General features: G+C 38.1%; 24 protein-coding genes. 16 read left to right on the plus strand and 8 right to left on the minus strand.

Going from position 1 to position 23,179, the window contains the following annotated elements; genetic code table 11:
• Window positions 1–91 precede the first annotated feature (91 nt).
• Genes FS458_RS17195 through FS458_RS17210 form a run of 4 tightly spaced genes read left to right on the plus strand, consistent with a single transcriptional unit; the run spans window position 92 to window position 4,107 of the window.
• On the plus strand, window positions 92–1,573 hold the full coding sequence (locus FS458_RS17195; protein ID WP_186320600.1) for a spore germination protein: 1,482 nt from the start codon (window positions 92–94) through the stop codon (window positions 1,571–1,573).
• A gap of 31 nt (window positions 1,574–1,604) precedes the next feature.
• Complete coding sequence (locus tag FS458_RS17200; RefSeq protein ID WP_186320601.1) at window positions 1,605–2,750, plus strand: Ger(x)C family spore germination protein; 1,146 nt, start codon at window positions 1,605–1,607, stop codon at window positions 2,748–2,750.
• Window positions 2,751–2,767: 17 nt separating this feature from the next.
• On the plus strand, window positions 2,768–2,998 hold the full coding sequence (locus FS458_RS17205) for a hypothetical protein (RefSeq protein ID WP_144702979.1): 231 nt from the start codon (window positions 2,768–2,770) through the stop codon (window positions 2,996–2,998).
• 14 nt (window positions 2,999–3,012) lie between these two features.
• Window positions 3,013–4,107 (plus strand): GerAB/ArcD/ProY family transporter, encoded by a 1,095-nt coding sequence (locus FS458_RS17210; RefSeq protein WP_186320602.1) that lies wholly within the window; start codon window positions 3,013–3,015, stop codon window positions 4,105–4,107.
• A 38-nt stretch (window positions 4,108–4,145) separates the two neighbouring features.
• Here the strand turns inward: FS458_RS17210 and FS458_RS17215 are convergent, their stop codons facing one another.
• The gene (locus FS458_RS17215) at window positions 4,146–5,354 is read right to left on the minus strand and encodes an MFS transporter (RefSeq protein WP_144702985.1); all 1,209 of its coding nucleotides are present in this window, start codon (window positions 5,352–5,354) and stop codon (window positions 4,146–4,148) included.
• A gap of 157 nt (window positions 5,355–5,511) precedes the next feature.
• On the opposite strand from FS458_RS17215, the gene FS458_RS17220 reads away from it, so the two are divergent.
• Window positions 5,512–5,868, plus strand: a complete 357-nt coding sequence (locus FS458_RS17220) for a winged helix-turn-helix transcriptional regulator (protein ID WP_066391295.1) — start codon at window positions 5,512–5,514, stop codon at window positions 5,866–5,868.
• A gap of 120 nt (window positions 5,869–5,988) precedes the next feature.
• Entirely contained in the window at window positions 5,989–7,449 is a 1,461-nt protein-coding gene (locus FS458_RS17225; protein ID WP_144702988.1) for a flavin monoamine oxidase family protein, read from the plus strand.
• 66 nt (window positions 7,450–7,515) lie between these two features.
• Here the strand turns inward: FS458_RS17225 and FS458_RS17230 are convergent, their stop codons facing one another.
• Window positions 7,516–8,034: a DinB family protein gene (locus FS458_RS17230; protein ID WP_144702991.1), complete on the minus strand. Its 519-nt coding sequence runs from the start codon at window positions 8,032–8,034 to the stop codon at window positions 7,516–7,518.
• 417 nt (window positions 8,035–8,451) lie between these two features.
• On the opposite strand from FS458_RS17230, the gene FS458_RS17235 reads away from it, so the two are divergent.
• The 7 genes from FS458_RS17235 (at window position 8,452) to FS458_RS17265 (ending at window position 15,213) form a co-directional block, all read left to right on the plus strand.
• Window positions 8,452–9,207 (plus strand): GTP cyclohydrolase II, encoded by a 756-nt coding sequence (locus FS458_RS17235; RefSeq protein ID WP_066391291.1) that lies wholly within the window; start codon window positions 8,452–8,454, stop codon window positions 9,205–9,207.
• Window positions 9,200–10,288 carry a bifunctional diaminohydroxyphosphoribosylaminopyrimidine deaminase/5-amino-6-(5-phosphoribosylamino)uracil reductase RibD gene (gene ribD, locus FS458_RS17240; protein WP_144702994.1) on the plus strand — a complete coding sequence of 363 codons (1,089 nt, stop codon included), beginning with the start codon at window positions 9,200–9,202 and terminating at the stop codon, window positions 10,286–10,288. Before FS458_RS17235 ends, ribD begins: the two co-directional genes overlap by 8 nt.
• A 13-nt stretch (window positions 10,289–10,301) precedes the next feature.
• Window positions 10,302–10,880, plus strand: a complete 579-nt coding sequence (locus FS458_RS17245; RefSeq protein WP_144702997.1) for a 5' nucleotidase, NT5C type — start codon at window positions 10,302–10,304, stop codon at window positions 10,878–10,880.
• Between the two features lie 107 nt (window positions 10,881–10,987).
• Window positions 10,988–11,272: a hypothetical protein gene (locus tag FS458_RS17250; RefSeq protein WP_144703000.1), complete on the plus strand. Its 285-nt coding sequence runs from the start codon at window positions 10,988–10,990 to the stop codon at window positions 11,270–11,272.
• Between the two features lie 276 nt (window positions 11,273–11,548).
• Entirely contained in the window at window positions 11,549–12,613 is a 1,065-nt protein-coding gene (locus FS458_RS17255) for a GerAB/ArcD/ProY family transporter (RefSeq protein WP_144703003.1), read from the plus strand.
• A 7-nt stretch (window positions 12,614–12,620) separates the two neighbouring features.
• Complete coding sequence (locus FS458_RS17260; RefSeq protein WP_144703006.1) at window positions 12,621–14,099, plus strand: spore germination protein; 1,479 nt, start codon at window positions 12,621–12,623, stop codon at window positions 14,097–14,099.
• Entirely contained in the window at window positions 14,089–15,213 is a 1,125-nt protein-coding gene (locus tag FS458_RS17265; protein WP_186320603.1) for a Ger(x)C family spore germination protein, read from the plus strand. Before FS458_RS17260 ends, FS458_RS17265 begins: the two co-directional genes overlap by 11 nt.
• Window positions 15,214–15,233: 20 nt before the next feature.
• Here FS458_RS17265 and FS458_RS17270 read toward each other — a convergent pair whose 3' ends face one another.
• Window positions 15,234–16,058 (minus strand): STAS domain-containing protein, encoded by an 825-nt coding sequence (locus FS458_RS17270; RefSeq protein WP_144703012.1) that lies wholly within the window; start codon window positions 16,056–16,058, stop codon window positions 15,234–15,236.
• A 506-nt stretch (window positions 16,059–16,564) separates the two neighbouring features.
• On the opposite strand from FS458_RS17270, the gene FS458_RS17275 reads away from it, so the two are divergent.
• From FS458_RS17275 to FS458_RS17285, 3 genes are all read left to right on the plus strand, one after another.
• Window positions 16,565–16,873 carry a PadR family transcriptional regulator gene (locus FS458_RS17275; RefSeq protein WP_144703015.1) on the plus strand — a complete coding sequence of 103 codons (309 nt, stop codon included), beginning with the start codon at window positions 16,565–16,567 and terminating at the stop codon, window positions 16,871–16,873.
• A 13-nt stretch (window positions 16,874–16,886) separates the two neighbouring features.
• On the plus strand, window positions 16,887–18,074 hold the full coding sequence (locus FS458_RS17280; RefSeq protein WP_144703017.1) for a chromate transporter: 1,188 nt from the start codon (window positions 16,887–16,889) through the stop codon (window positions 18,072–18,074).
• 192 nt (window positions 18,075–18,266) lie between these two features.
• Window positions 18,267–18,827 carry a YdhK family protein gene (locus tag FS458_RS17285; protein ID WP_144703020.1) on the plus strand — a complete coding sequence of 187 codons (561 nt, stop codon included), beginning with the start codon at window positions 18,267–18,269 and terminating at the stop codon, window positions 18,825–18,827.
• A 174-nt stretch (window positions 18,828–19,001) separates the two neighbouring features.
• On the opposite strand, the gene FS458_RS17290 is transcribed toward FS458_RS17285, so the two are convergent.
• From FS458_RS17290 to FS458_RS17310, 5 genes are all read right to left on the minus strand, one after another.
• Window positions 19,002–20,072, minus strand: coding sequence for a HAMP domain-containing sensor histidine kinase (locus tag FS458_RS17290; protein WP_144703023.1), 1,071 nt, complete (start codon window positions 20,070–20,072; stop codon window positions 19,002–19,004).
• The gene (locus tag FS458_RS17295) at window positions 20,065–20,760 is read right to left on the minus strand and encodes a response regulator transcription factor (protein WP_144703026.1); all 696 of its coding nucleotides are present in this window, start codon (window positions 20,758–20,760) and stop codon (window positions 20,065–20,067) included. Before FS458_RS17295 ends, FS458_RS17290 begins: the two co-directional genes overlap by 8 nt.
• 92 nt (window positions 20,761–20,852) lie before the next feature.
• Window positions 20,853–21,680: an SDR family NAD(P)-dependent oxidoreductase gene (locus FS458_RS17300; protein WP_144703029.1), complete on the minus strand. Its 828-nt coding sequence runs from the start codon at window positions 21,678–21,680 to the stop codon at window positions 20,853–20,855.
• Window positions 21,681–21,717: 37 nt separating this feature from the next.
• The gene (locus tag FS458_RS17305) at window positions 21,718–22,413 is read right to left on the minus strand and encodes an SGNH/GDSL hydrolase family protein (protein WP_144703032.1); all 696 of its coding nucleotides are present in this window, start codon (window positions 22,411–22,413) and stop codon (window positions 21,718–21,720) included.
• Between the two features lie 12 nt (window positions 22,414–22,425).
• The gene (locus tag FS458_RS17310; RefSeq protein ID WP_144703035.1) at window positions 22,426–23,013 is read right to left on the minus strand and encodes a TetR/AcrR family transcriptional regulator; all 588 of its coding nucleotides are present in this window, start codon (window positions 23,011–23,013) and stop codon (window positions 22,426–22,428) included.
• Window positions 23,014–23,179 lie beyond the last annotated feature (166 nt).

The raw sequence follows: 23,179 nt of genomic DNA on the forward strand, positions 1-23,179 counted from the left end.
CTTTCATCCACCCTTCATGACTTTCATGGTAAATAATGTATAGTTTTCTTCCTTCATCAAACATTATAGGATGAGGCAGGTGTTAACAATCATGGATACAACAAAAGTAGAAGTTCCTATAAACAAAGATCTACGAGCAAATGATGAATATATGCGTAACCTCTATAAAAACTGTGATGATATTAAGATCAGACACTTTCAATTTGGTTCAGATTATAAACAAGAAGCTCTTGTTGTACATTGTGATTCTCTCGTTCAAGAAGAAAAATCTAACCTGCTTCACCAGGTACTAAAGGATATGCCTGATTTTGAGGCAGCCCTTTCACTTGCTGTTTCTGTTCAACAGATAAAAGTGTTTTTTGAGAATAAAGGCGTCTCATCAAGGCCCGTCATGCTACTAAAAAACTACAATGAATTAAATGCCAACATCGTAAATGGTCATATTGTTTTGCTTTTTGACAAATGGGATTTAGCTCTGAGCTTTGATGCTTCTTCTGTAGAGAAGAGAAGTGTTGCAGAACCACAGAACGAGGTAGTCGTTGTAGGACCTCGAGAAGGAACGATAGAAAACCTGCAAAAGAACCTTGGCTTGATTCGTTCAAGGTTAAAGACACCCGATCTTAAGTTTATTTTCAAACAGACAGATAGCAAGTCCAACACAAAATTTGTTTACGGCTATTTAGATGGAACCGTAAAAAAAGAGATGCTTGAAGAGTTTGAATCGAGAATCAACAAGATTAAAAACGAAGAAATTCTAGAAACTTCTTATATTGCTGAATTGATTGAAGAGTCGTCCGTTACTCCGTTCCCTCAATATCGATTTACCGAAAGACCTGATGTTGCTTCAGCCTCGTTGTTAGAAGGTAAGATCATTATCTTAATGGAAGGAACAGGCACGATCGTTATCTGTCCCGGATTGTTTAATGAATTTTTCCAATCCGCTTCGGATTATTATCAACGATCTGTATTTTCATCAATCATCAGGTTGGTACGATTTGTGGGGTTTATTTTGAGCCTGGCTTTACCTAGCATTTATATCGCTTTGACTACTTTTCATTCTGAATTAATACCGACCGTACTACTGATCGCTCTTTTGGATACACGGGAAGGGATACCCTTTCCTGCAATCATAGAAGCTTTGATCATGCTATTTTTTTTCGAACTCTTACAAGAAGCAGGTGTCCGGCTGCCCAAACCCATTGGGTCTACCGTAAGTATCGTTGGAGCATTGATAATCGGAGAAGCGTCTATTAACGCTGGTCTCGCATCACCGATCATGATCGTTGTTATTGGATTAACGGGAATCGCTTCCTTTTCTATCCCGTATTATGATTTTGGATTCGCTGCACGTTTATTGCGAATACCCTTAATGTTTCTTGCAGCCATTATGGGAGGCTTCGGTTTATTTTTAGGATTTATTCTTATCTTCCTCCATCTTTCCAAGTTGCATGTTATGAAAGAACCTTATCTTGGTACGTTTACTCTTAACAGCACCTCGTTGCTTAAAGACGGATTCTTCCGTTTGTCCCTAAAAAAGTTATTAAAACATCGAAGTACAGGAAAAAACGTTTAAGGCGATTACATATTAAAAGGTGGGGTTTACTTTGCAGAAGCTAATCAAATACATCGTTGCCTCCTCCCTCCTTTTTTTATCAGGCTGCTGGGATCATGCAGAACTCACTGAATATGTTTTTGTTCAATCTCTTGCGATCGATCAAAAAAAAGATGGAAGAATTAAACTTACCACTCAATTCTATAAGCCTGCTCCAAAGATTGCGTCAGCAGGCGGTGGTGGTGAATCTTATTTCGAGCTTGAAACGGAAGCAAAATCCGTTTTTGATGCTATAAGAGATGTGACCATCCATTTAGGTAGAAAAGCTAACTGGGGACATGTCCGATTTATTGTGATTAGTGAAAAAGTCGCTAGAAAACAAAATCTCGGATCCGTTCTTGACTTCTTTTACCGAGATCATGAACCAAGACTTTTAACTGGAGTTGCGGTTACAGAGGGGACCGCCTCTGACTACATCAAAATAAAGCCACATGTCGAAAACACAGTAAGTGAACAGTTAAATGAGGTAACGAAAACCGGAAGTAAATTCAGTGCCAAAACCTACCCCGCTAATTTATTTTCGATTGGAAAGCAGCTTCATAGCGAGGTAGATACGGTATATGCTCCTTTTCTAAGAAAGGAAAAAGAAAGAGAAAAAAGCATCTTTGTCGATGGTTTATCTATCTTTAAAGGCGGAAAACTGAAGACGATTATTTCAAACAAAGAAACGAAGTCACTTATGATGGCTCTTAATGATTTTCAGTATGGAATTATCGGTATCACTTGTAAGGGAAGTAAACTGCAAGAATCATTTGAGATCACAGAATCTCACACAAATTCATCTCTTGAGATAAAAGAAGGTGTTGTTCATTACTCCCTTCAACCAAAGCTTCAAGCTAGCATAGGAGAATTGGAATGTTCGACTATTGAAACGAAACAACAATTAGAAGTTCTTCATAAAAAATTAGAAAAACAAGTGAATAGTAACATGATGGTTTTATTAAAACAATCACAAAAAAAGAATATCGACATTATCGGATTGGGAAATCATATCTATCGCTCGAACTCGAAAGAATGGCAGCGCATAAAAAAAGAAAAGATTCCTTACTTACAAGACGCTGTTTTCCATGTTGAATCAGAAGTTAACATCTTGAACACTGGTACAGACATAAGCAAACCTTTTCACAAAAAATATTAGAACAATGAGGAATCACTATGATTGAAAAACTCATTATAGGATGCTTGATCGTACTCTTATACTTCGACTATCAATCGATCAAGCAAGATAATAAGTCCAAAAAAATTTATCTCATGCTGTCCATTCCTGCAGGATATATGCTTTATTCTTATCTAACAGGCCGTAACCTACCTAATTTAGATGATGGATTCCAGGTAATCGTTGGTCCTATGGCTGAAGCGATCACCTCATGGCTGCAAGTAAAATAATAAGGAGTACCTTTATGCACACAGGAAAAATTAGTTATTGGCAGATGGCAGTCTTATTTCAAGTGTATATGACAGGTTCAGCTCTTATTAATATCCAAGGGCCAATGTTGGCTGCTGCTCATAACAGTGCCTGGTTCGCCATGCTTCTCGCTAACTTAGTTGGTTTTGTCATCTTATCTCTCGTATTAACGCTTCACAACGAATATCCTGATCAATGTTATGTGAACCAAGTTCGTCTAACAGTCGGAAATGTGATGGCATACATAATCATCATTCCGTTGTTCGTAGTCATGTTGTACATCACAGCAAACATTGTATATGGAATGGGGCAATATTTTACGACATCGATGATGAGAGAAACGCCGCTCTTTATCTTTCATCTACTCATCTTAATCACTTCGAGCTTAACCGCAAAAGCTGGAATCGAAGTGATGGGTCGCATGTTTCATCTATTAATGTACATTTTGTTATTCATATTCATCATCATGTTAATTCTGCCTTACAACACGTATGAGATCACCAATCTGCTTCCTTTAGCACCTTTAGGGTTTAAGCCGATTCTACACGGCGTATATGTGGGTTTTGGATTTCCTTACATGGATGTTCTTTTCTTTGCCATGATCATCTATCTCGTAAAGCAAAAACCTGGCCAGTCTATCAATAAATGGCTCTATTTAGGATTATTCATCAATGGAATCGTACTCACACTTACAATTCTCTGTTCGTTGTTAGGCCTTGGCCCTTTAGTGTTTCTCAAAAAATTCCCTCTACATGTTCTTGCTCAGCTGATCAGTATCGGCGAGATCGTTGAACGTGTAGAAGCGATCTTTGGCATCGCATTAATTCTAGGAACGTACATGAAGATTTCTTTATTGCTTTTTATACTTGATCAAGCTCTTTCTACTCTATTTAAAGTAAAAGCTGCACACTTTATTAACATCATCACAGTCGTCGTGTTCTTACTTTCTCTTACGATGTACAAAAATGAAATTGAATTAGGTGAATCTGGTTCCTTCTTGCAGACACCTGTAACATTTATCTTTGGATTCTTGCCCCTTTTACTTGTCGTGATTGTGGCTAAAGTGAAGAGAAAGAAAAAAACAGCTTAAAAAGAAGGCAACCAGAGTGGCTGCCTTCTTTTTTACCTTTAAATTGTTCTTTTTTCAAGTGCTGCGCTCCATGCGGTTAAGAGAACCGCACCAAATACCATAACTCCACCAATCCAAGGTGTATGGATGATACCGATCGAGTCAACGATCAGTCCTCCAACAGATGCTCCAATCGCGATACCTAGATTAAATGCGGCGATATTAATGGCTGACGCAACATTTACCGCAGATGGTACATATCTTTCAGCCAGTTTCACAACATAAACTTGTAGACCCGGAACATTCATGAAAGCTAAAAGTCCTAATAAGAAGATAGTAACCGTCCCAGCAATTTTAAAAGGTGCTGTAAATGTCAAAATCACTAATATTACGGCTTGAACAACGAACATCCAAAACAAAGCTTTGGTCGGATTTTTATCTGCTGCTTTACCACCTATAGTATTTCCGATCGCAACAGCAATCCCGTAGCCTAGCAATATCCAGCTAACAGATTTTGGAGCATACCCTGTTACATCTTCTAAGATCGGTGCTAAATACGTAAATGCTACAAACGTTCCTCCGTAACCTAGAGCAGTAATCGCAAAAGCTAATAGCAAACGACCATTTTTAATAATTTTAAACTGATCTTTTAAACTTGATGGTGGTGCTTCTTTTAAATTCTTTGGAACTAAGATCGCACTAGCGATTATGGCAACAACACCTAGTAGGGCCACTGCCCAAAACGTAGCTCTCCATCCAAAGGTTTGTCCGATAAATGTTCCAAGAGGAACCCCAGTTACCGTTGCAACAGTAAGCCCTGTAAACATAAAGGCGATCGCACTTGCACGTTTGTGTTCAGGTACGAGATCCGCAGCGATTGTAGCGCCTATTGAAAAGAACACACCATGAGAAAATGCTGTAATGAACCGCGCGATTAATAGCAGCGTAAAACTTGTTGATATTGCTGCAACCATGTTACCTGCGATAAAAACGACCATTAACAGAAGTAACAGTGTCTTTCTGTTCATTTTATTCGTTAACGCTGTAAGAACCGGTGCGCCGAATGCGACACCCATCGCATATCCAGATATGAGTAATCCTGCGAGGGTGATTGAAATGTTAAGATCTGATGCTAATGAAGATAAAAGTCCTACAGGTACAAACTCAGTTGTACCAATACCAAATGCCGAAATGGCTAATGCTAATAATGCTGGAAAACCACCTTTTGACTTCGATGTGGTTTCCGTTTGAACGGCTGTTGAATTCATCTATTAATCCCTCCATTAATTTTTTTAGTTGGTGAATGAACTAGTCATTCGGATGACTTAATGCTATTATGAAATATACGCAAACTAAAAGTAAGTACGCACTTTTAAGTAATGTAGGCACTTTTAAGTAACAATTAAGCGATAGAGGTGATTATGGATGAAAAAATACAATATACCTGTTGAAGCTGCACTTGAAGTGATCGGCGGAAAGTGGAAAGTCGTCATACTCTGCCATCTTATAAAAGATAAACGAAGAACCGGTGAGTTGAAGCGATTAATGCCAGGAATCACACAAAAGATGCTTACACAACAACTTCGAGAACTAGAAGATGATGGGGTTATCCTTCGCGAAGTATACAATCAGGTTCCACCACGTGTTGAATATTCTCTAACCGATTACGGTTGGTCGTTAAAAGGGATTTTAGATTCACTCTGCGCTTGGGGTGAGCAACATATCGAGAAGACTTATCCGAATAAAGATGATGTTTTAGTTCAAACAGAGGAACTAGTATAAATTTAGAGAAATGGCAGCCATCATTGGCTGTCATTTTTAGTTTTAATTACAAAATAATATTCTTTAATAATTTTTAATACATTGTTAAAAGGAATGAACGTTCATTTAGGGGGACTTGTGATGAATTCAAACCGTTTAACAGTTGAGAGAATGCTGGATATTATACAGAACGGTTTACCCATGACAAGCTCTCCAAAAAGGATGATTGTCGTTGGTGCAGGAATGGCCGGGCTTGTTGCAGCCACACTTTTAAAGAACGCTGGACACGAGGTCATACTTCTAGAGTCTACTCACAGAGTTGGCGGACGTATTTACACAGTCAGATCACCTTTTACCCACGGTAACTATTACGAAGCAGGTGCGATGCGAATTCCTGAGATGCATAAACTTGTTTTAGCATATATCGAGAAGTACAACCTAGAGATTAATGAATTCGTAAACAGCAATCCTCATGACCTTCTTTTAGTCAATGGCATTCGGACCACCTATAATGCTTATGAGAAAAATCCTGATATCTTAGGATTTCCAGTCTTAGAAAATGAAAAAGGAAAAACGGCTGAAGAGCTGATTGCTTATGCTCTTCAGCCGATTGCAGATTTCATAGATCGTGATCCTGATAATAACTGGCCGATCATCATTCAGAACTTTCAACAGTACTCCCTTGATAACTATCTACGTAACAACCCTTACGGAAGATCTTTATCAGCTGGAGCTATAGATATGATTAAAGTACTCCTGTCACTAGAGGGGCTTCCGGAGCTCTCTCTTTTAGAGATGCTTCGAGATATTTTAATCATCTTTAAAAAACCTCCACTCAAATATTTTGAAGTAACAGGCGGCTACGATCAGCTGCCTCGTGCTTTTCTTCAAGAACTACGGCATCATATCTATTTTGGGCAGAAGCTAACTCGCCTTGTGCAGACAGAGTCTACCGTTAAACTATATACAGAAAGTCCTCAAACACTACATCGTTTTTCATTTGAAGCAGACAAAGTTTTAATTACCTTGCCTTATTCCGTTCTTAATTTTGTGGATTTTGAACCATACGATTCGCTCTCCTATTTAAAAAGAAAAGCGATTCGGGAACTTCATTATGTACCCTCGATCAAGATTGGACTTGAATTTAAACATCGTTTTTGGGAAAAAAATGGCCTTTCTGGTGGAAAAACTGTCACTGATCAAGCAACACGTTTCACTCATTATCCGAGTCGTATCCGTCAAGACATCCCATCAGGTGTCGTGATTGGAAGTTATACGTGGGAAGATGATACGTTTCCTTGGAGAAGTTCGTCAAATGAGATGAAAATTAAAGAAACATTAAAATATCTCGCACAGTTTCACGGCGATCACATCTATCAACATTTTGTTACAGGGTTTAGCCATGATTGGTCAACGGATCCGAATGCAGGTGGATGCTTTACGATGTTTAAGCCCTACCAAGAATTAGAGTTATTTGAAGCGATTAAAGCTCCGGAGGGAAGACTGCATTTTGCAGGGGAACATACAACACTCAAGCATGGATGGGTGGAAGGAGCCGTGGAGTCAGGAGTCAGAGCTGCGATCGAGATGAACACCATTTAGCCGATCAATATGTACACAAAAACGAGCTGATTTCATGTGAAATCGGCTCGTTTTTTAAACAAATGTTTAATTTTTTGATAAGTATCTCTCTACGATGATGTTACGATGGTGCATTTCGTGACCAGCTATAATCATCATTAGGGCACGAGTGCTAACCGGATGACCATTTGCTGTTCCTTTCCTTTCTAAAGCCATTTTGCTCAAACTCTTAATAAGCTGGATTGTCGCCAAGCGTACTGATACATAATGTTCTATTAAATCTCTTACCGGAATATCATCAAAGCCAGCTTCCTCTACATAAGCATTTTCATCATATCCAGGAAGTGAGCTTGTTTCCCCTCGTGCGATCGATAATAAACGATAGCTCATGATTCTCTCCGTATCGGTTATATGACCAACCACTTCTTTTACGCTCCACTTCCCTGTTGCATATCGGTAGGAAAGCTGCTCATCATCTAACTTGCTAACGATTCCCACTGTTTCTTTCATTTGATCTGTTAATACTTGAATGATATCCCCTTCAGGTACTAAGCTTACATAAGTTTGATAATACTGTGCGTACTCTTCCCCTGATATCTTCTCCATATAAATTCATTCCTCTCTTATGTATAAGGTATAATGATATTCTTCTACTAATGCTACTTTAAAACAAGGTTTTAATCTCTTTTATGAAGGAAGACCTATTCCTTTAAAAACTTTATGGTCACTCTTAACCACTATTGAAATTATAGAGAAATAGTCTAACATACACGCTTTTTTATACTTTTTTCATACCATATAAAAAGTTTATACAATCGATGTATTATAGATAAAACCGAAATTCTCTCTTTCATAAAATTTATGATGAACACACAAGGATTGAACCTTTATTTGATGGTGTCGATGCTTTTTTTTTCCATTGAGAGCAAAACACTACTTTCAATCGAATTATCTGGTATAAAATAAACATATTCACCGAAGTAACCGACAAAATACGTATGAACTATAAAAAGGGGTATAAGTATGTTACAAAGTAAAAACTTAAAACAAAAAGTTCTTTCCATACTTGAAGATAAAATACAACTTATAAAAAAAGACGAAGGTGCGATTTATTTAGTTGGTCCCATTCGTCTGCCTGTTAATCTTTATGGAGATACCGTTGTTTTCAACTGGTACTGTTGGCTTGAAGGCTGTGAACAGACCGAAAACTTTGAAGAAGTAATCGACAAGCTATCCTCTGCAAACCTGGCTGAATATCAACAGTCCAGTGTTTTAGTTTATGGTGACTTTGCTTACAATGATGAGGCACTAATTCGTATGCACTCCATCTGTCACACAGGCGATATTTTTGGCAGCAAACGATGTGACTGCGGATACCAGTTAAAGCAGTCGATGAAAATGATTGTAGAACATGGGACAGGTGCACTCTTTTATTTAGCAAACCATGAGGGCCGTGGTATTGGTCTATTTAGTAAGGCGATGGCTTACCTTCTTCAGGAAAGTGGACAAGATACCGTAGAGGCGAACGAGAGTCTTGGATTTGTAGATGATTCTAGAAATTACGAAGACGCTATTGAAGTATTAAAAGCATTACGTTCAAAGCCAGTTACACTCATTACTAACAACCCGAAAAAATTAGAAGCACTTCATCAAGCTGGTCTTTCTGTTACAGCACGTGCTCCGATCTGGGGAGACGTTTCTGAATACAACGAGAAGTATCTTCAAACCAAGATTAAGCGATCTGGTCATCTAGATGAAGGAGTATTCACGAATGAGTAGTCACGAATTCTACATGCAGCTCGCCCTAAATAATGCACAAGCCATGAAAGGTCAAACAGACCCCAACCCTTTGGTGGGGTCTGTAATCGTAAATCACAACGAAATCGTTGGGGTTGGTACACACCTTAAAGCTGGTGAACCTCATGCAGAAATCCATGCCATTCGTATGGCTGGAGATAAGGCGAAAGGTGGTACGATCTATGTTACACTAGAACCCTGCTCTCACCATGGGAGAACGGGACCCTGTGCTATAGCGATTGTAGAAGCAGGCATTAAAAAAGTGGTCATTGCTGCATTAGATCCTAACCCACTCGTATCTGGGAAAGGTGTACAAATACTAAAAGATGCAGGGATTGAAGTTGAGACAGGAATTCTTCAAGAGGAATCAAAACGAATGAATGAAGTGTTCTACAAATTTATCGTCCAGAAGATCCCTTTCGTAACTTTGAAATCAGGAATCACACTTGATGGGAAAATTGCAAGTCATACGAACAATAGCAAATGGATCACATCACCAGAAGCTCGTGAAGATGTGCATAAAATGCGAAATGAAAATCGAGCTATACTCGTTGGCGTTAATACGGTCATTCATGATGACCCTGAACTAACGACCAGAATTCTGAATGGTCGAAATCCGCTTCGAGTGATTATGGACTCGACACTTAAGATCCCTTTAGAATCTAAAGTTGTAAGAGACAATCAAGCTGAAACCTGGGTATTTACTACCGAAAATTATGACAAGCAAAAAAAGCTTCAACTTGAAGCTCACGGATTAAAAGTGTTTATTGCTGGTAAATCACAAGTTGACCCGCTTGAGGTCTTAAGAACGCTAGGAAGTAATCAGATTTCTTCCCTTTTGATCGAAGGTGGAGGTACGATTAACGCGGCTTTTCTAGAAAACAAACTAGTTGATAAAGCGGTTTTCTACATCGCACCTAAACTGATCGGTGGCCAGCATTCACCTTCCTTTTTTGGTGGGACTGGTATTGAAAAGATGTCTGATGCCATCCAGCTGCAAAATCTTACGGTTACTCAAATCGGACCTGATTATAAGTTCACAAGTTATCCAAAATACGAATAAGAGGTATATTTAAATGAGATTTGGTTTTGACATTGATGATACACTGATTAATCTTCGCCAACATGCCTTTCATATCTATAACAAAAAATTAAAACAAAATGTTCCAATCGATGTTTTTGACACGATTGAAACTCTGGAGATTCATGAACCGTTCGGTCTCTCAAAACAGGAAGGCAATCAGATGTGGATCGATTCTATGGAAGAGATTTATTTTACAGATTGTCCTGCTTACCCTGATGCCATTGAAGTCTTGCAAGAACTTCATAAGGAGGGGCATGAAATTTTCTACATCACAGCGAGACCAGCTGAACATTGTGAAGAAACAAAGAAATGGGTCGAGAATGCTGGATTCCCGGTTCAAGAAGGTCGTTTCTTCTGTGGAATGAAAGATGAGGAGAAAATCCATACGATTAAAGATTTGAAGCTGGACTTTTACTTTGATGATAAGCCTAATGTCTTAAATACGCTAACGGAAGAACCTGTTCAGCTTTATGTTAGACATCAGAATTACAACAAAGATTTAGACATGCCTCGTTTGACGAATTGGTCTGAATTAAAAGAGATCATTAAAAAACATAGCAGCAAAAAATAGGACGCAGTCTTTTGTTTGATGCTTCTTAAGGCAGCACGTTAAAAAACGTGCTGTTTTTTTAAACGCTCGTTTTGGTGTATGGTAATAAGACTGGAGGTTAAAATGATATGCTGCTATTCTTATTGCTTTGTTTACTTACTGCAGGTTTTTTTTTAGAGCTCTTTCAAAAGCATATTTTAAGGGTGAAAGACCCTGATATTCATGAATTATGGGCAGAATTAGAAAGCGAAGAATGGTTCCAAGAATTAAACGATCTCCCTGAAATCAAGAATTGGATTGAACTAGATAAACAGAACGGCTTATTAAAAGATCCCTATTATGTACGAAAAATAATTGATCAAGTCGGACATCGTGAAGGTTACATACGCTACATAATCAATAAAACGAAGTAATGGCTCAAACAAAAAGTTGATCTTTTGTTTGAGCCTTTTCTTTTGCCAAAAGCAGCTGTGTTTAATGGATTGAGGTATTCAACAGGGCTTACTGCCCCATTAGCAATTCGGAGGATTATGTTGAAAATTTGCGAGTGTTCCATCCAAAACTCACTGGTAAAACTCTAAACTCCAAGGATTCAAAATGAGATTGCCTTTAAGAATTATATTTACCTATAGAATAATGCCTTCAAATTAAAACAATACTAAACCATATTCAATAAACCGGAGGAACGTATGAGAATTCAACCTGGTGTAGCTCCACTTCATATTTATGTTCTTTTAATTCTTTCATCCGGCCTCGTAAATCATGTTCTGATTATACCCGTCATCTTATCAGCTTCAGGAAGAGATGCTTGGGTAAGTATTCTTCTTTCAATAATTCCATACATCCTATTTATTTTACTAATTGGTTCGGTTTTAAAAAAATTAGGAAATCAAAATATTATAGATTTTATAAAAAAACGACTCGGTCCTGTCCCTGTCTATGTGCTCAGCGGTGTATTTATCCTTTACTTTTTCTTAAATGCTACGATTACTTTTCGAGATACCATTACATGGACAAAAACAAATTATTTAATGGATACTCCTGCTCTTGTCCTATGTATCTTATTAGGTGTGCTCTGTTTTTTAGGGACTTATAAAGGACTTCAGGAGTTAAGCATGGTAGCTTTGATAGCCTTACCTTTAGTTGTAACATTCGGTTTTTTTATTGCGATTGGAAACATTCAACATAAAGACTATTCCATGTTATTGCCGATTGCAGAAAATGGCTGGTCTCCTGTGTTAAAAGGCGGAGTTTATGTTTTATCAGGATTGACAGAGTTAAGTACGCTTTTATTTCTTGTACATCACACTCGTAAAACGCTTAAGTGGAAACACATCATTTTTGTAAGTTTTGTTTTAGTGGGGCTTATGTTAGGACCGACAATGGCAGCCATTGCAGAGTTTGGCCCTTACGAAGCCAATAAATTGAGATACCCTGCTTTTGAGCAATGGAAACTTCTAACGATTAGCAAAGAGATTACCAGGATGGACTTCCTTTCCATCTTCCAATGGATTTCTGGCGCTTTTATTAGAGTAAGTCTATTGATGTACTTAGTTACAAAATTGATTGATGTAAAAAAACACAGGATATGGCTAGTTGCTTCCCTATATATACTTGCAATTGCTTATGCCCTTGCTCCTGTATCAAACATTTCTGTTTTTAACTTTTTGTATCATTACTTCTTTCCGATACAGATGTATGTGATGATGCCAATTATAACGATTTTCTGTCTTTATGTTCTAGTTAAGAAATGAGGAACCTATGATGAAGTTTATCCACCGTAAAGAAAATACTAAAATTCATGAACTTCTTAGCTGGTTCGCTCATTCCACAGACGTAGTGGTAAAAAAAGATTTATTTGCAGAAAAAACAAAAAATGCATATACCTTGATGTTCTGTAAAGGGCTAGTTGATACCCCATTACTAGAAGAAAGCTTGCTTCCCTTCTTAAATGACATCGCTCAGCAGGATGATGTTGATATGTTTAACTCTTTAAAAAGTCGTTTTGTGGTTCATGAAATCCTTATTGATTCAGAAAACAAAAGAAAGATAGAGCATAGCTTGTTTTCAGGTCAAGTACTGTTAACCGGTTCAAACGACAATTCTCTATGTGCCATCAATCTTGCAAATATGCCAAAGCGTACACCAGAAGAATCGAATACAGAGATCTCAATCCGTGGCGCACGAGACGGTTTTATTGAAGATTTGGAAATCAATTTCGCGTTAATCCGAAAACGTCTAAAAACATCTTCACTCAACAGCAAGTCTTTTACGATTGGCAGAAGGAGCCAAACGGCTATTTCCTTACTATTTATTGAAGATATAATCGATCCTGATCTCGTCGTAAGGGTCGAACAGCGTCTTTCTAAAATTGATATCGATGCTCTTGTATCAAGCAGTGAACTAGAAGAAGAATTATCCGATTCCGTTTTTTCCATTTTCCCCCTGCTTGATAATACAGGTCGTCCTGATTTTGCGGTTCAATCATTAATTCAAGGAAGATTTGTTATTATTGTAGACGGTTCACCTACAGTGCTTATCGGACCATCTTCTCTTGCGATCACGTTGAAGTCTCCTGAAGACGCTCATGCCAGTTTTTACATGGTATCGTTTGAACGTGTTCTTCGATTCACAGGACTTTTCACAACCGTTTCATTACCCGGACTCTGGATTGCACTGACAACCTTTCACCCAGATCAGCTTCCTTATCCCCTTCTTGCAACGTTAACACTCTCAAGAACAGGATTACCGTTATCGTTGCCACTTGAAATGATGATCATGGTCGTTTTGTTTGAATTGTTTAAAGAAGCAGGAGCTAGACTTCCTAGAGCTGTTGGTCAGACCGTAGCGGTATTAGGCGGATTAATAGTTGGGGATGCGGCAATCCGGGCAGGGTTAACCTCTCCTACAACACTTGTTGTTGTAGCTATAACGATGATTGCAAGCTATACGTTCGTCAACCAATCATTGAGTGGGAATCTGCTTTTTTTACGGATATATACCCTTCTCATGTGTGCAACATTTGGACTGTTTGGATTTTTCATATCTATGCTTAGTATATTCTTGCTAGTCAGTTCCCTTCGTTCCTTTGACTATCCATATATAGAATCTTTAGCTGCACCAAATGTGGCTGATACGTTTAAAACATTTTTTAAAGCTCCTTTTACTCTTATCAAGAAAAGATCTTCGTACCTGTATCCAAAAGACGCTACTCGCCAAGGTGATCGCAATGAGAAATAAGACAAAGCTCATGTTCACGTTGTTAATCTTGCTTCTTATGCTAACAGGTTGCTGGGGCTCTAGGGGCATTAATGAACAACTCTATATTGAAGCTTTAGGTGTGGATTATAAAGATGGTAAGTATATCGTTTATACCGAATCCGCTGTCTTCTCATCAATCGCTAAACAAGAAGGCGGAGGCGCCCAGGCAGGTGACTCTCCTGTTTTAGTCGGAAGAGAAGAAGGAGATACCCTAACAATGGCTTTCAGGAAGTTAGAGAAATCTTCCCAGTTCCCTCTATATTACGGACACGTGCAAGTAATACTGTTTAGCGAGAGGGTGATTAAAGAAAAGCTGAGTGAAGTAATTTCTCATATCGGTCACGATCCTCTAATTCGATTTACAGCATGGATTTTTGGTACGTCAGAAGAAATAAGCGAAGTATTAATGGCAAAATCTCTTTTTAAGCAAGCACCAACATACAAAGTTTTGTTTCATCCAGATAGTATGTTGCAAAGAAACCACTCTGTTAACCCATTATCTATGCAGATGCTATTAAGAGATGGCAGCGAACCATTCGGATCAGCCATAATTCCTAATATAAAATTAGTAAAAGGAAAGTGGCACGAAGATAATGATAAACCAATGTTACCCACCATTAATGGAGGTTATGTACTTAATAGTATGAACTTTAAAGGAAAGCTGAATGATGCAGAACTTCATGGATTGGAATGGTTAACGAAAGAAAAAAAAGAGAACAAGCTGGAGATTTCTTTAGGAGACACTGTTGTTGAACTTGACGTAAAAGGATATAAAATAAAGCTGAATAAGCCAGTTCAAAATGAACTTAAGTATACAATCGAAGTCAAAGCAAAAGCAACAATCGATGAAAATTTAGATATTGTTCCTCGTAAAGAACTTGAAAAGAAAATCGTCCATAAAATGAAGAAGGATATTGAGCAGACTTATTTAAATGGAATTTCCATAGACAGTGATATTTATAATTTAACACGTTCTACTTATCGAAAGTCACCGTCTATAGTTAAAAGGTATGCTTTGCAGAAAGACTCATTGGCTTCAGTCAAAGTAAAAGTTCAAATCGTTCATGCAGGAAGTCAGAAGTATAAAGACTAACAAAAAAACTAGCACGCATGCTAGTTTTTTTGTTTGTTACTTTCTATCGCTTGTTTTACATTCGCAAATGTTTTTATTGATGAAAAATCGATACCTTCAGAAACCGCACTGATCGCTAGCTCAGGACGCAAACCAGTCACCATTACGTTAATACCAAGTAATGCTAGAACACGGTATACATTAAAAATATGAGACGCCACTTCAGTATCAATGTCGACGATTCCTGAAAAATCCATAATTAGCCGTTCAACTTGAAGCTCAGGGATTTTAGGCAGCACATGATTCATAAGGTGCTCTGTTCGATCAGCGTCGATGGTTCCAATCAATGGCAAAACAGCCAGTCCATTCTCGATAGGAACGACCGGTGTTGAAAGCTCACGAAGCTCTTTCTTTGTTTTCTCTAAAATTTCCTCTGACTTTCGTTCAAAGGCAAGAACCGTTTCATTAAGGCTTACGTCCAGCATATGATGAACACGCTTAATAATTAATACCACATCTTCCGTAGAAAGTCCGAAATCAATGCTTATATTTAAAATGAAATCCGCAAACACCATTCGAGTGTCAGGATAACGGATTAAAATATCAGAGATTCGATGATGCTTTGCTGCTGTTTTCTCTCCGTTTTCTCGACTCCACTCCAATAGTTCTTCTGGTACAGATCCTTCTTCACAATCAATAGATTCACTTAAAAAGGATAGGAATTCTGCATACACTTTTCTGGCCTGACTAATATCGGTCTCGCTTACTTGGAAACCAAACTGCCCGATAATATCATCAACGATTCTATTAGCTAGAAGCTCTGCATTTTCTTTTAGATAATGGGCAACCGTTAATGTCGACTTCATCTTCTTCACCTCAAGAAAAATAGTTTTATTATCATACCTTTAATGATTTTATCACTAAAGAACCAGTAAATGGCTAAACTGTGAAAATAATAATAGAGACAAGTGTTAAAAGATTTTGAAGAATTTTTTCGCATTGGTGGTTGTTCTTAGGTGTAGTTGTTTTCTGTTTCAGGATGTTCGCTTTTCGCGTTGCGTGCGGTGTGCACCATGAATGATAGACATTCAAGAGATTTTACTTACTCCTAAATAGACAAGGCAATACTACATATGTGAGCTTTCTCATTGATCATTGGCGAGATACTTATCAGTTGGTATCCATGACTTCCTCTCCAATCGGTTTGTTATTAAGAGAAACAATCAAATTAAATCTTCTTCTACAGTAGAAATATAAAGAGTATGTAAACCTTATAGTGATTAGGTTGAAAAGAAAAGGAACTCATGTTATTTTTATTTCGAAAACCGATATAGGTAATCAATATTGAGATGCGAATATAGGCGGTGATTATATGGAAGAGAAAACTTTAAGAAAACTTTTTCTTGGTTTCATACAAATACACATTCTGCATCATGCGCTTGAACACCCGATTTATGGCGTATGGATGCTAGAAGAACTCAGAGAACACGGCTATAAAATTAGCACAGGTACACTATATCCGATTCTTCACTCCATGGAATCAGACGGACTTTTGACAAAGGAAAACAAGAACGTTGAAGGAAAAATTAGAAAGTACTACACCGCAACTGAAAAAGGCAAAGTCGTCTTATCTGAAGCAAGAGCAAAAGCTTATGAACTGTTTAAAGAAATCAAAGAGTAAGAGGTGATCATACATGACAGAAAACAAAAGTTTACTTAAAACACTATTAGAAATTCTTATCGTTTCAACAAGACTTGGTCTCACTTCTTTTGGTGGACCCATCGCGCACCTAGGTTATTTTCATGAAGAATACGTTAGAAAACGCAAATGGATGGATGAAAAAAGCTACGCAGACCTTGTAGCTCTCTGTCAGTTTCTCCCTGGGCCTGCTAGTAGCCAAGTGGGAATAGGCATCGGTGTTATGCGAGGAGGTGTGTTAGGAGGAATTGTATCCTTTATCGGTTTTACCTTCCCTTCCGTTATCGCGCTCATCGTTTTCGCACTTATCCTGCAAGGATTAAATGTTTCAGATCTCAGCTGGATTCATGGATTAAAGCTCGTAGCCGTTGCTGTTGTGGCACATGCCATTTTAGGAATGGCCGAAAAGTTAACACCAGATTTAAAAAGAAAAACCATCGCATTGTTAGCACTAATTGGAACACTATTGTGGCAGACTGCGTTCTCTCAGGTGGGTGTCATCCTATTAGCAGGCTTATTAGGATTTTTATTATACAGGGACCAAACAGATAACGATGAAACAAAATATGAATTTCCTATCTCAAAAAAGTTTGCTGTAATCTGTTTGAGTTTATTCTTTGCGTTACTTCTTCTGTTGCCGATCTTAAGAGATGTGACTTCAAACAGTTGGATCGCGATCTTTGACAGCTTCTATCGTTCTGGATCACTTGTATTCGGAGGCGGACATGTAGTTCTTCCGTTACTTGAGCGAGAATTCGTACCATCCGGCTGGATCAGTGAAGAAGCATTTTTGGCCGGTTATGGAGCAGCCCAAGCCGTACCTGGTCCTCTGTTCACGTTTGCAGCCTACATTGGGGCAGTGATGAACGGATGGCAAGGCGGATTACTTGCTACAGTCGCAATCTTTTTACCTGCTTTTCTATTAATCTTAGGCGCTCTTCCCTTTTGGAACATGCTTAGACAGAATGCTAAGATCAAAGGAGCTTTAATGGGTGTTAATGCTGCAGTTGTTGGAATTCTAATATCCGCCTTCTATCAGCCTATTTGGACAACAACGATCCTTAAACCGATAGACTTTGCATTTGCAGCAGTACTGTTCAGCATGTTGGTATATTGGAAACTGCCTCCATGGGTAATCGTTATTACTGGTGCAATTGGTGGTTTATTGATGTCATTCTTATAAAATGAATTAAACGTTTGTTTAAATTTCTAAAAAGAAACTGCTTGAGTTCTTATTGAACGAAGCAGTTTCTTTTCTATTTTAATAATCATTCTCTTCACAACTTCTACATAAGTGTCCTTTATGCTAGTCATATGTTCATAAAGTTCTCATGAAGAAGAATACTAACACTAGCCCATAAAGGAGGTTTTATTAATGGTTAAAAATAAACTATTTATCACGATGTTGCTCTCATTCTCACTCGTTCTTTCAGCATGTGGAAAAGATGAGGAAACAAAAAAGAATGAAAATAGTCAAGATCATGCAGATCATGGAGAGATGAACCATTCAAGTTCTGGAGAAGTGCCTGAAGGACTTAAGGAGGAAGCAAATCCAACATATGAAGTTGGAAGTAAAGCGGTTATTCATGCAGATCATATGAAAGGTATGAACGATGCAGAAGCTACAATCGTTGGTGCATATGATACAACCGTATATACCGTAAGTTACACACCTACAACAGGTGGAAAAAAAGTAAAGGATCACAAGTGGGTCATACACGAAGAGATCAAAGATGCAGGTGATAAACCTCTAACTTCAGGAACAGAAGTTATCCTTGAAGCAGATCATATGAAAGGTATGAAAGGCGCAAAAGCTACAATTGATTCTGCTGAACAAACTACCGTCTATATGGTCGACTATACGCCTACAACAGGTGGAGAACGTATCAAGAACCACAAATGGGTGACAGAAAGCGAGCTATCTAAGGGCAAATAATTTTTATAGGCCCGAAATATGGATTTATGGGCCTTAAAAATATTTTATAGACCCTTAGTCTGCAGTTATAGGCTCGAAATCTCCATTTATAGTCCTTCAAAAAGTTTATAGGCTTTTCGACAAAGCACACATGAATATCGAAAAAAGCCGGCGTCCCTAATCACGCCGGCTTCCTTATCTGAAAAATTTCATTTTCACATCAGTTCCTCGCTTATACTCCTCATTTATCCAAATCTGTCCATCGTGAGCTTCAACGATTCTTTTTACAATCGTCAAACCGATCCCGCTGCCTCCATGTTCTCTGTTCCTTGATTTTTCTCCTCGATAGAAGCGTTCAAACACGTGTTTACTCTCTTCTTCTGGAATGCCGATTCCTGTATCTCGTATGGATATCAATACTGATTCGGTATAAACATGAGTCACAACCGTAACTTCTCCCCCTCTAGGTGTATACCTTAACGCATTACTGAACAGGTTCATAAACACTTGAGACATTCGTTTGCCATCCATATTTAATTCAATATCACTATCCAATTCACTTCGAAGTAATATTCCCTTTTGTATAAATGCTCCTGATACGGCATCCACACTTTTTATGAGGATATGGTTTAGTTGTTGTGGTTTCTTATTTAGTGAGAACTCAGGTGCCTCCATGGCTGTTAAATATTCAAGATCCTGCACGATTGTAATCAGTCGATCGATTTCACCTGTTAATGACTGTATACGGGCTGTAGTTGGCTCGAAAACCCCATCTTCAAAAGCCTCTAAATGACTTTTAATCGTCGCTAATGGGGTTCTGAGCTCATGAGCAATATCTGAAGTCATATTTTTACGGTAAGTTTCCTGTAATTGTAGTTTAGCGGCAAGCTGATTTAGAGAGTTACCCAGGTCATTGAGCTCATCATCTCCAAGTGTCTTCACTCTGACGTGAAGCTCTCCCTTAGCCATCTTTTCTGCCACTTTTCTCATCTCTACCATAGGTTTTGATAAGTTCTTAGCCACAAAATAACTAATGATACAGACTAAAAGTATTGCACCGATCGACGTCCAAAGAACTGAACTTAACAGCGCCTTTTCAAAGTGATGCGTTAAAGGCTCTATACTATTAAATTCCGGCACATCTTTTTGAAACATCGTAAAATGGAAGTGGACTTCGTACATGATGATAAGACCGGCAATAATGAGAATGGATGACGCAGCCAAAATAAAAATGAGTGTCAGTCTTGCATGCAGACCTTTAAACATGGCTGCCTCCAGTAAACTTATATCCTACCCCGAACACTGTAACGATATAACGCGGGTTCTTAGGATCAGTCTCAAGTTTAGACCTTAAATTTTTGACGTGTTGATCGATGGTTCTAGTGTCACCTTCATAATCGAACCCTAAAATCTTCTCCACTAATTCCTCTCTCGAAAAAACACGATTTGGATGTCTGCCAAATGTCAGCAATAGTTTATATTCATTCGGTGTAAGGTTGACAAGATCTCCATGTACGTAAACTTCTTGTTTACGAGCATCGACTTTAAGTTCTCCTTTGTTATAAGTAATCTGCTCAGCCAATAACCCCTCATCTCCTGTTCGGCGCAATATCGTTTTAACCCGTAAAACAAGTTCGCGCGGGCTAAAAGGTTTCACCATATAATCGTCAGCACCGAGAGATAATCCATTGATGCGATCTTCTTCACTCACCTTTGCAGTCAACATTAAAATCGGTAATGTGTGGGTCTGTCTAATTCTCTGACAGAGTGCTTCTCCACTCATATCTGGCAACATAAGGTCGAGTATTACGAAATCTACAGAGTTATTTTTTATAAAATAAATAGCATCGTTAGCAGTAAGAGCTTCTAAAGTGTTAAACCCTTCCTTTTTTAAGTATGAAGAGACAACTTCCAACAGCTTTGGTTCATCCTCCACGATCAAAATGGTTTTCACGATCATTACTCCTCCAAAAGTTAGATTACTTGTATTATAACGAAGAATTCACGGCTTAAATAAAAAATGAACTGCTCTAGAACGCTAGCAGTTCACTTTATTTTTTTAGTTAGCCTCGCTTTTCGGCTTACTCTGCAAACCAGCCTCATCAATCCTCTATGTGCTACAGGAAATAGCGTAAAAAAAACGTCCATCGTTCTTCGCATCGGCATAGGGCATATGATAGGCTTATTTTTATGTATGCCATCGATTGTTAGTTTTGCTAGTTTTTCTGGAGACATCATCTTTTGTTTTTGAAATTGCTTCATAATCACATCTTTATCTATTTGAATAGCTTTTGCTTTCTCGAAGATTGGTGTGTCCACGAACGTAGGACAAAGTGTACTCACTTTAATGCCGAATTCTTCTGCCTCATAATGAAGAGAAGTTGTTAATCCAACTACTGCGTGTTTCGTGGTTCCATAGGCTGCAGAAACGGGAGATGGACCTAGTCCCGCAGCAGAAGCTGTGTTTACGATATGGCCAAACCCTTGTTGTTTCATTATTCGATATCCTGCGTGAGTTCCGTGTATAACTCCCCAAAGATTAACATTCATAATTGAATGCCAGTCGTCTAGAGCCGTATCATACAATTCACCATACATCGCTATGCCAGCATTATTAAACAAATAATCTAGCCTTCCAAACTCCGTATATATATCTTTTATAGCTTTCTCTACACTTTTAGCATCCGTTACGTCTAAAAATTGAAATCTTGCATTTTTGGCTCCACTGTTTAATTTCTCTTCAACCTGTATACCTAATTCTTGATTGATATCCGTGATGATGACAAACACGTTTTGTGAGACGAGCTCCTCACAAAGTGCGTAACCGATCCCCGAAGCTCCGCCTGTTACAATCGCAACTCTTCGCTCATCCATCGAACCAACCACCTTTGTTACTTATTTTTAACTATGATTACTTCAATGCATCCTTTTCAATAAATTGATGTTGATCAATTATTGCTGCATATTCATCTGCAACAATTTGAGCGCCTTTACTGTTCAAATGAATGCCATCAAGTGTCAGATGCAACCCACGTTTCTTTGACAACTGATCGATTCTTGATGTTTTTTTATAAAAAAGAACATCTTTCATAACTGTTAATACTTTTGTACTGATATAGTCGGAACTCTTTATTGAAGAGAGGTGGTTTTCAAAAACAGTGTGTAGATTAAGTATGGAAACATTTGTATGTTTGTGAGCGATGGATGTAATGAGGGTATTTAATTGTTTAATCTCTTGATTTGAGACATTATTCAGATCCTCACCAACTATTGCTGGAGTAACCGTAATTACAACTTTTGAGGAAGATATTACACACTCTAAAATTTTTTGATAATACGCTTTAAACTCTTCATGATCTTCTGCAACAGGTTGTGCTTGAACACTTAGTAATTTTGAATAGACATCATTAACACCAATCCAAAGGAAAGCAAGATCAAAGGTTTCTAACTTCTTTTTTGTTAGGCGGCTATGCAAGCTTTTAACAGACTCCCCCGGTTTGCCTAGATTTACAAACGTCATGTGGGGATATTGTTTCTGTAAGAGTTTAAAAAAAGAAACACCAGGTCTTCCTTCTGTCAGACTGTCACCGATTAATCCGATTCTCATACCGTTTCCTCCTTATTTGTGGATGGATCCTAAAAAAATACTTACAGCATTCTTAAAGAGCGGTTCTAAGGTGTGAAGTTCCTGAGTATTCGTAAGCTGACAAAGGCCACCAAGCCATGTGCCGATCAACACCGTCCATTCATCAATATTGCCTTTCTTAAATTCGCCTTCTTCTATCCCTTGAACGAGAATTGCACGATAAGCACCCATTGGAATGACCGCTAATTCGTATAGCTGCTTAATGGATTCTGGACTAGATTCAGGATTGGAAGCAAGCTCTTGTCCTCCTTTTAAAAGAGGAGTTTGGTAATTATAAAGAACATGCAAAGCCATTCCATAAAGCTTATCGGATGCACAAGTAAATTCAGGTTCTTTATTCATCCACTTCAAATACCATTCCTTCATTGTTCGTTGAGCTAATAATACAAACAACTTTTCTTTATTCTCAAAATGATAATAAATGTGTCCTTTGCTATATCCAGAAGCTTTTGAGATATCAGAAACCGAAGTTTGTGTGTAACCTTTTTGCGAAAAGAGTAAAAAGGCTTTCTCCATGATTTCGAGTTTTGCTGTTTCACTGTTGTATCTTCTTTTACTCACTGCTTTAATTCCTTTCATAATTTGAACGACCGTTCTAATTTTATTATACATTTTTTAACAGTTGTTGAAAATGCATTTTCTAATACATTCACAAAATTGTAAATATTATCAAAAAAAACACCCGAATGAGGGTGTTTGGCAAATATGTACTATTCAATTCACCATC

The organism is Fictibacillus phosphorivorans, assembly GCF_007673525.1.
Lineage (GTDB): Bacteria > Bacillota > Bacilli > Bacillales > Fictibacillaceae > Fictibacillus > Fictibacillus phosphorivorans_C.

Coding starts and splice junctions, on each gene's coding strand:
- FS458_RS17195 (WP_186320600.1), top strand. CDS start 92: ATGGATACAACAAAAGTAGAAGTTCCTATAAACAAAGATCTACGAGCA.
- FS458_RS17205 (WP_144702979.1), top strand. CDS start 2,768: ATGATTGAAAAACTCATTATAGGATGCTTGATCGTACTCTTATACTTC.
- FS458_RS17210 (WP_186320602.1), top strand. CDS start 3,013: ATGCACACAGGAAAAATTAGTTATTGGCAGATGGCAGTCTTATTTCAA.
- FS458_RS17215 (WP_144702985.1), bottom strand. CDS start 5,354: ATGAATTCAACAGCCGTTCAAACGGAAACCACATCGAAGTCAAAAGGT.
- FS458_RS17220 (WP_066391295.1), top strand. CDS start 5,512: ATGAAAAAATACAATATACCTGTTGAAGCTGCACTTGAAGTGATCGGC.
- FS458_RS17225 (WP_144702988.1), top strand. CDS start 5,989: ATGAATTCAAACCGTTTAACAGTTGAGAGAATGCTGGATATTATACAG.
- FS458_RS17230 (WP_144702991.1), bottom strand. CDS start 8,034: ATGGAGAAGATATCAGGGGAAGAGTACGCACAGTATTATCAAACTTAT.
- FS458_RS17235 (WP_066391291.1), top strand. CDS start 8,452: ATGTTACAAAGTAAAAACTTAAAACAAAAAGTTCTTTCCATACTTGAA.
- ribD (WP_144702994.1), top strand. CDS start 9,200: ATGAGTAGTCACGAATTCTACATGCAGCTCGCCCTAAATAATGCACAA.
- FS458_RS17245 (WP_144702997.1), top strand. CDS start 10,302: ATGAGATTTGGTTTTGACATTGATGATACACTGATTAATCTTCGCCAA.
- FS458_RS17250 (WP_144703000.1), top strand. CDS start 10,988: ATGCTGCTATTCTTATTGCTTTGTTTACTTACTGCAGGTTTTTTTTTA.
- FS458_RS17255 (WP_144703003.1), top strand. CDS start 11,549: ATGAGAATTCAACCTGGTGTAGCTCCACTTCATATTTATGTTCTTTTA.
- FS458_RS17260 (WP_144703006.1), top strand. CDS start 12,621: ATGATGAAGTTTATCCACCGTAAAGAAAATACTAAAATTCATGAACTT.
- FS458_RS17265 (WP_186320603.1), top strand. CDS start 14,089: ATGAGAAATAAGACAAAGCTCATGTTCACGTTGTTAATCTTGCTTCTT.
- FS458_RS17270 (WP_144703012.1), bottom strand. CDS start 16,058: ATGAAGTCGACATTAACGGTTGCCCATTATCTAAAAGAAAATGCAGAG.
- FS458_RS17275 (WP_144703015.1), top strand. CDS start 16,565: ATGGAAGAGAAAACTTTAAGAAAACTTTTTCTTGGTTTCATACAAATA.
- FS458_RS17280 (WP_144703017.1), top strand. CDS start 16,887: ATGACAGAAAACAAAAGTTTACTTAAAACACTATTAGAAATTCTTATC.
- FS458_RS17285 (WP_144703020.1), top strand. CDS start 18,267: ATGGTTAAAAATAAACTATTTATCACGATGTTGCTCTCATTCTCACTC.
- FS458_RS17290 (WP_144703023.1), bottom strand. CDS start 20,072: ATGTTTAAAGGTCTGCATGCAAGACTGACACTCATTTTTATTTTGGCT.
- FS458_RS17300 (WP_144703029.1), bottom strand. CDS start 21,680: ATGGATGAGCGAAGAGTTGCGATTGTAACAGGCGGAGCTTCGGGGATC.
- FS458_RS17305 (WP_144703032.1), bottom strand. CDS start 22,413: ATGAGAATCGGATTAATCGGTGACAGTCTGACAGAAGGAAGACCTGGT.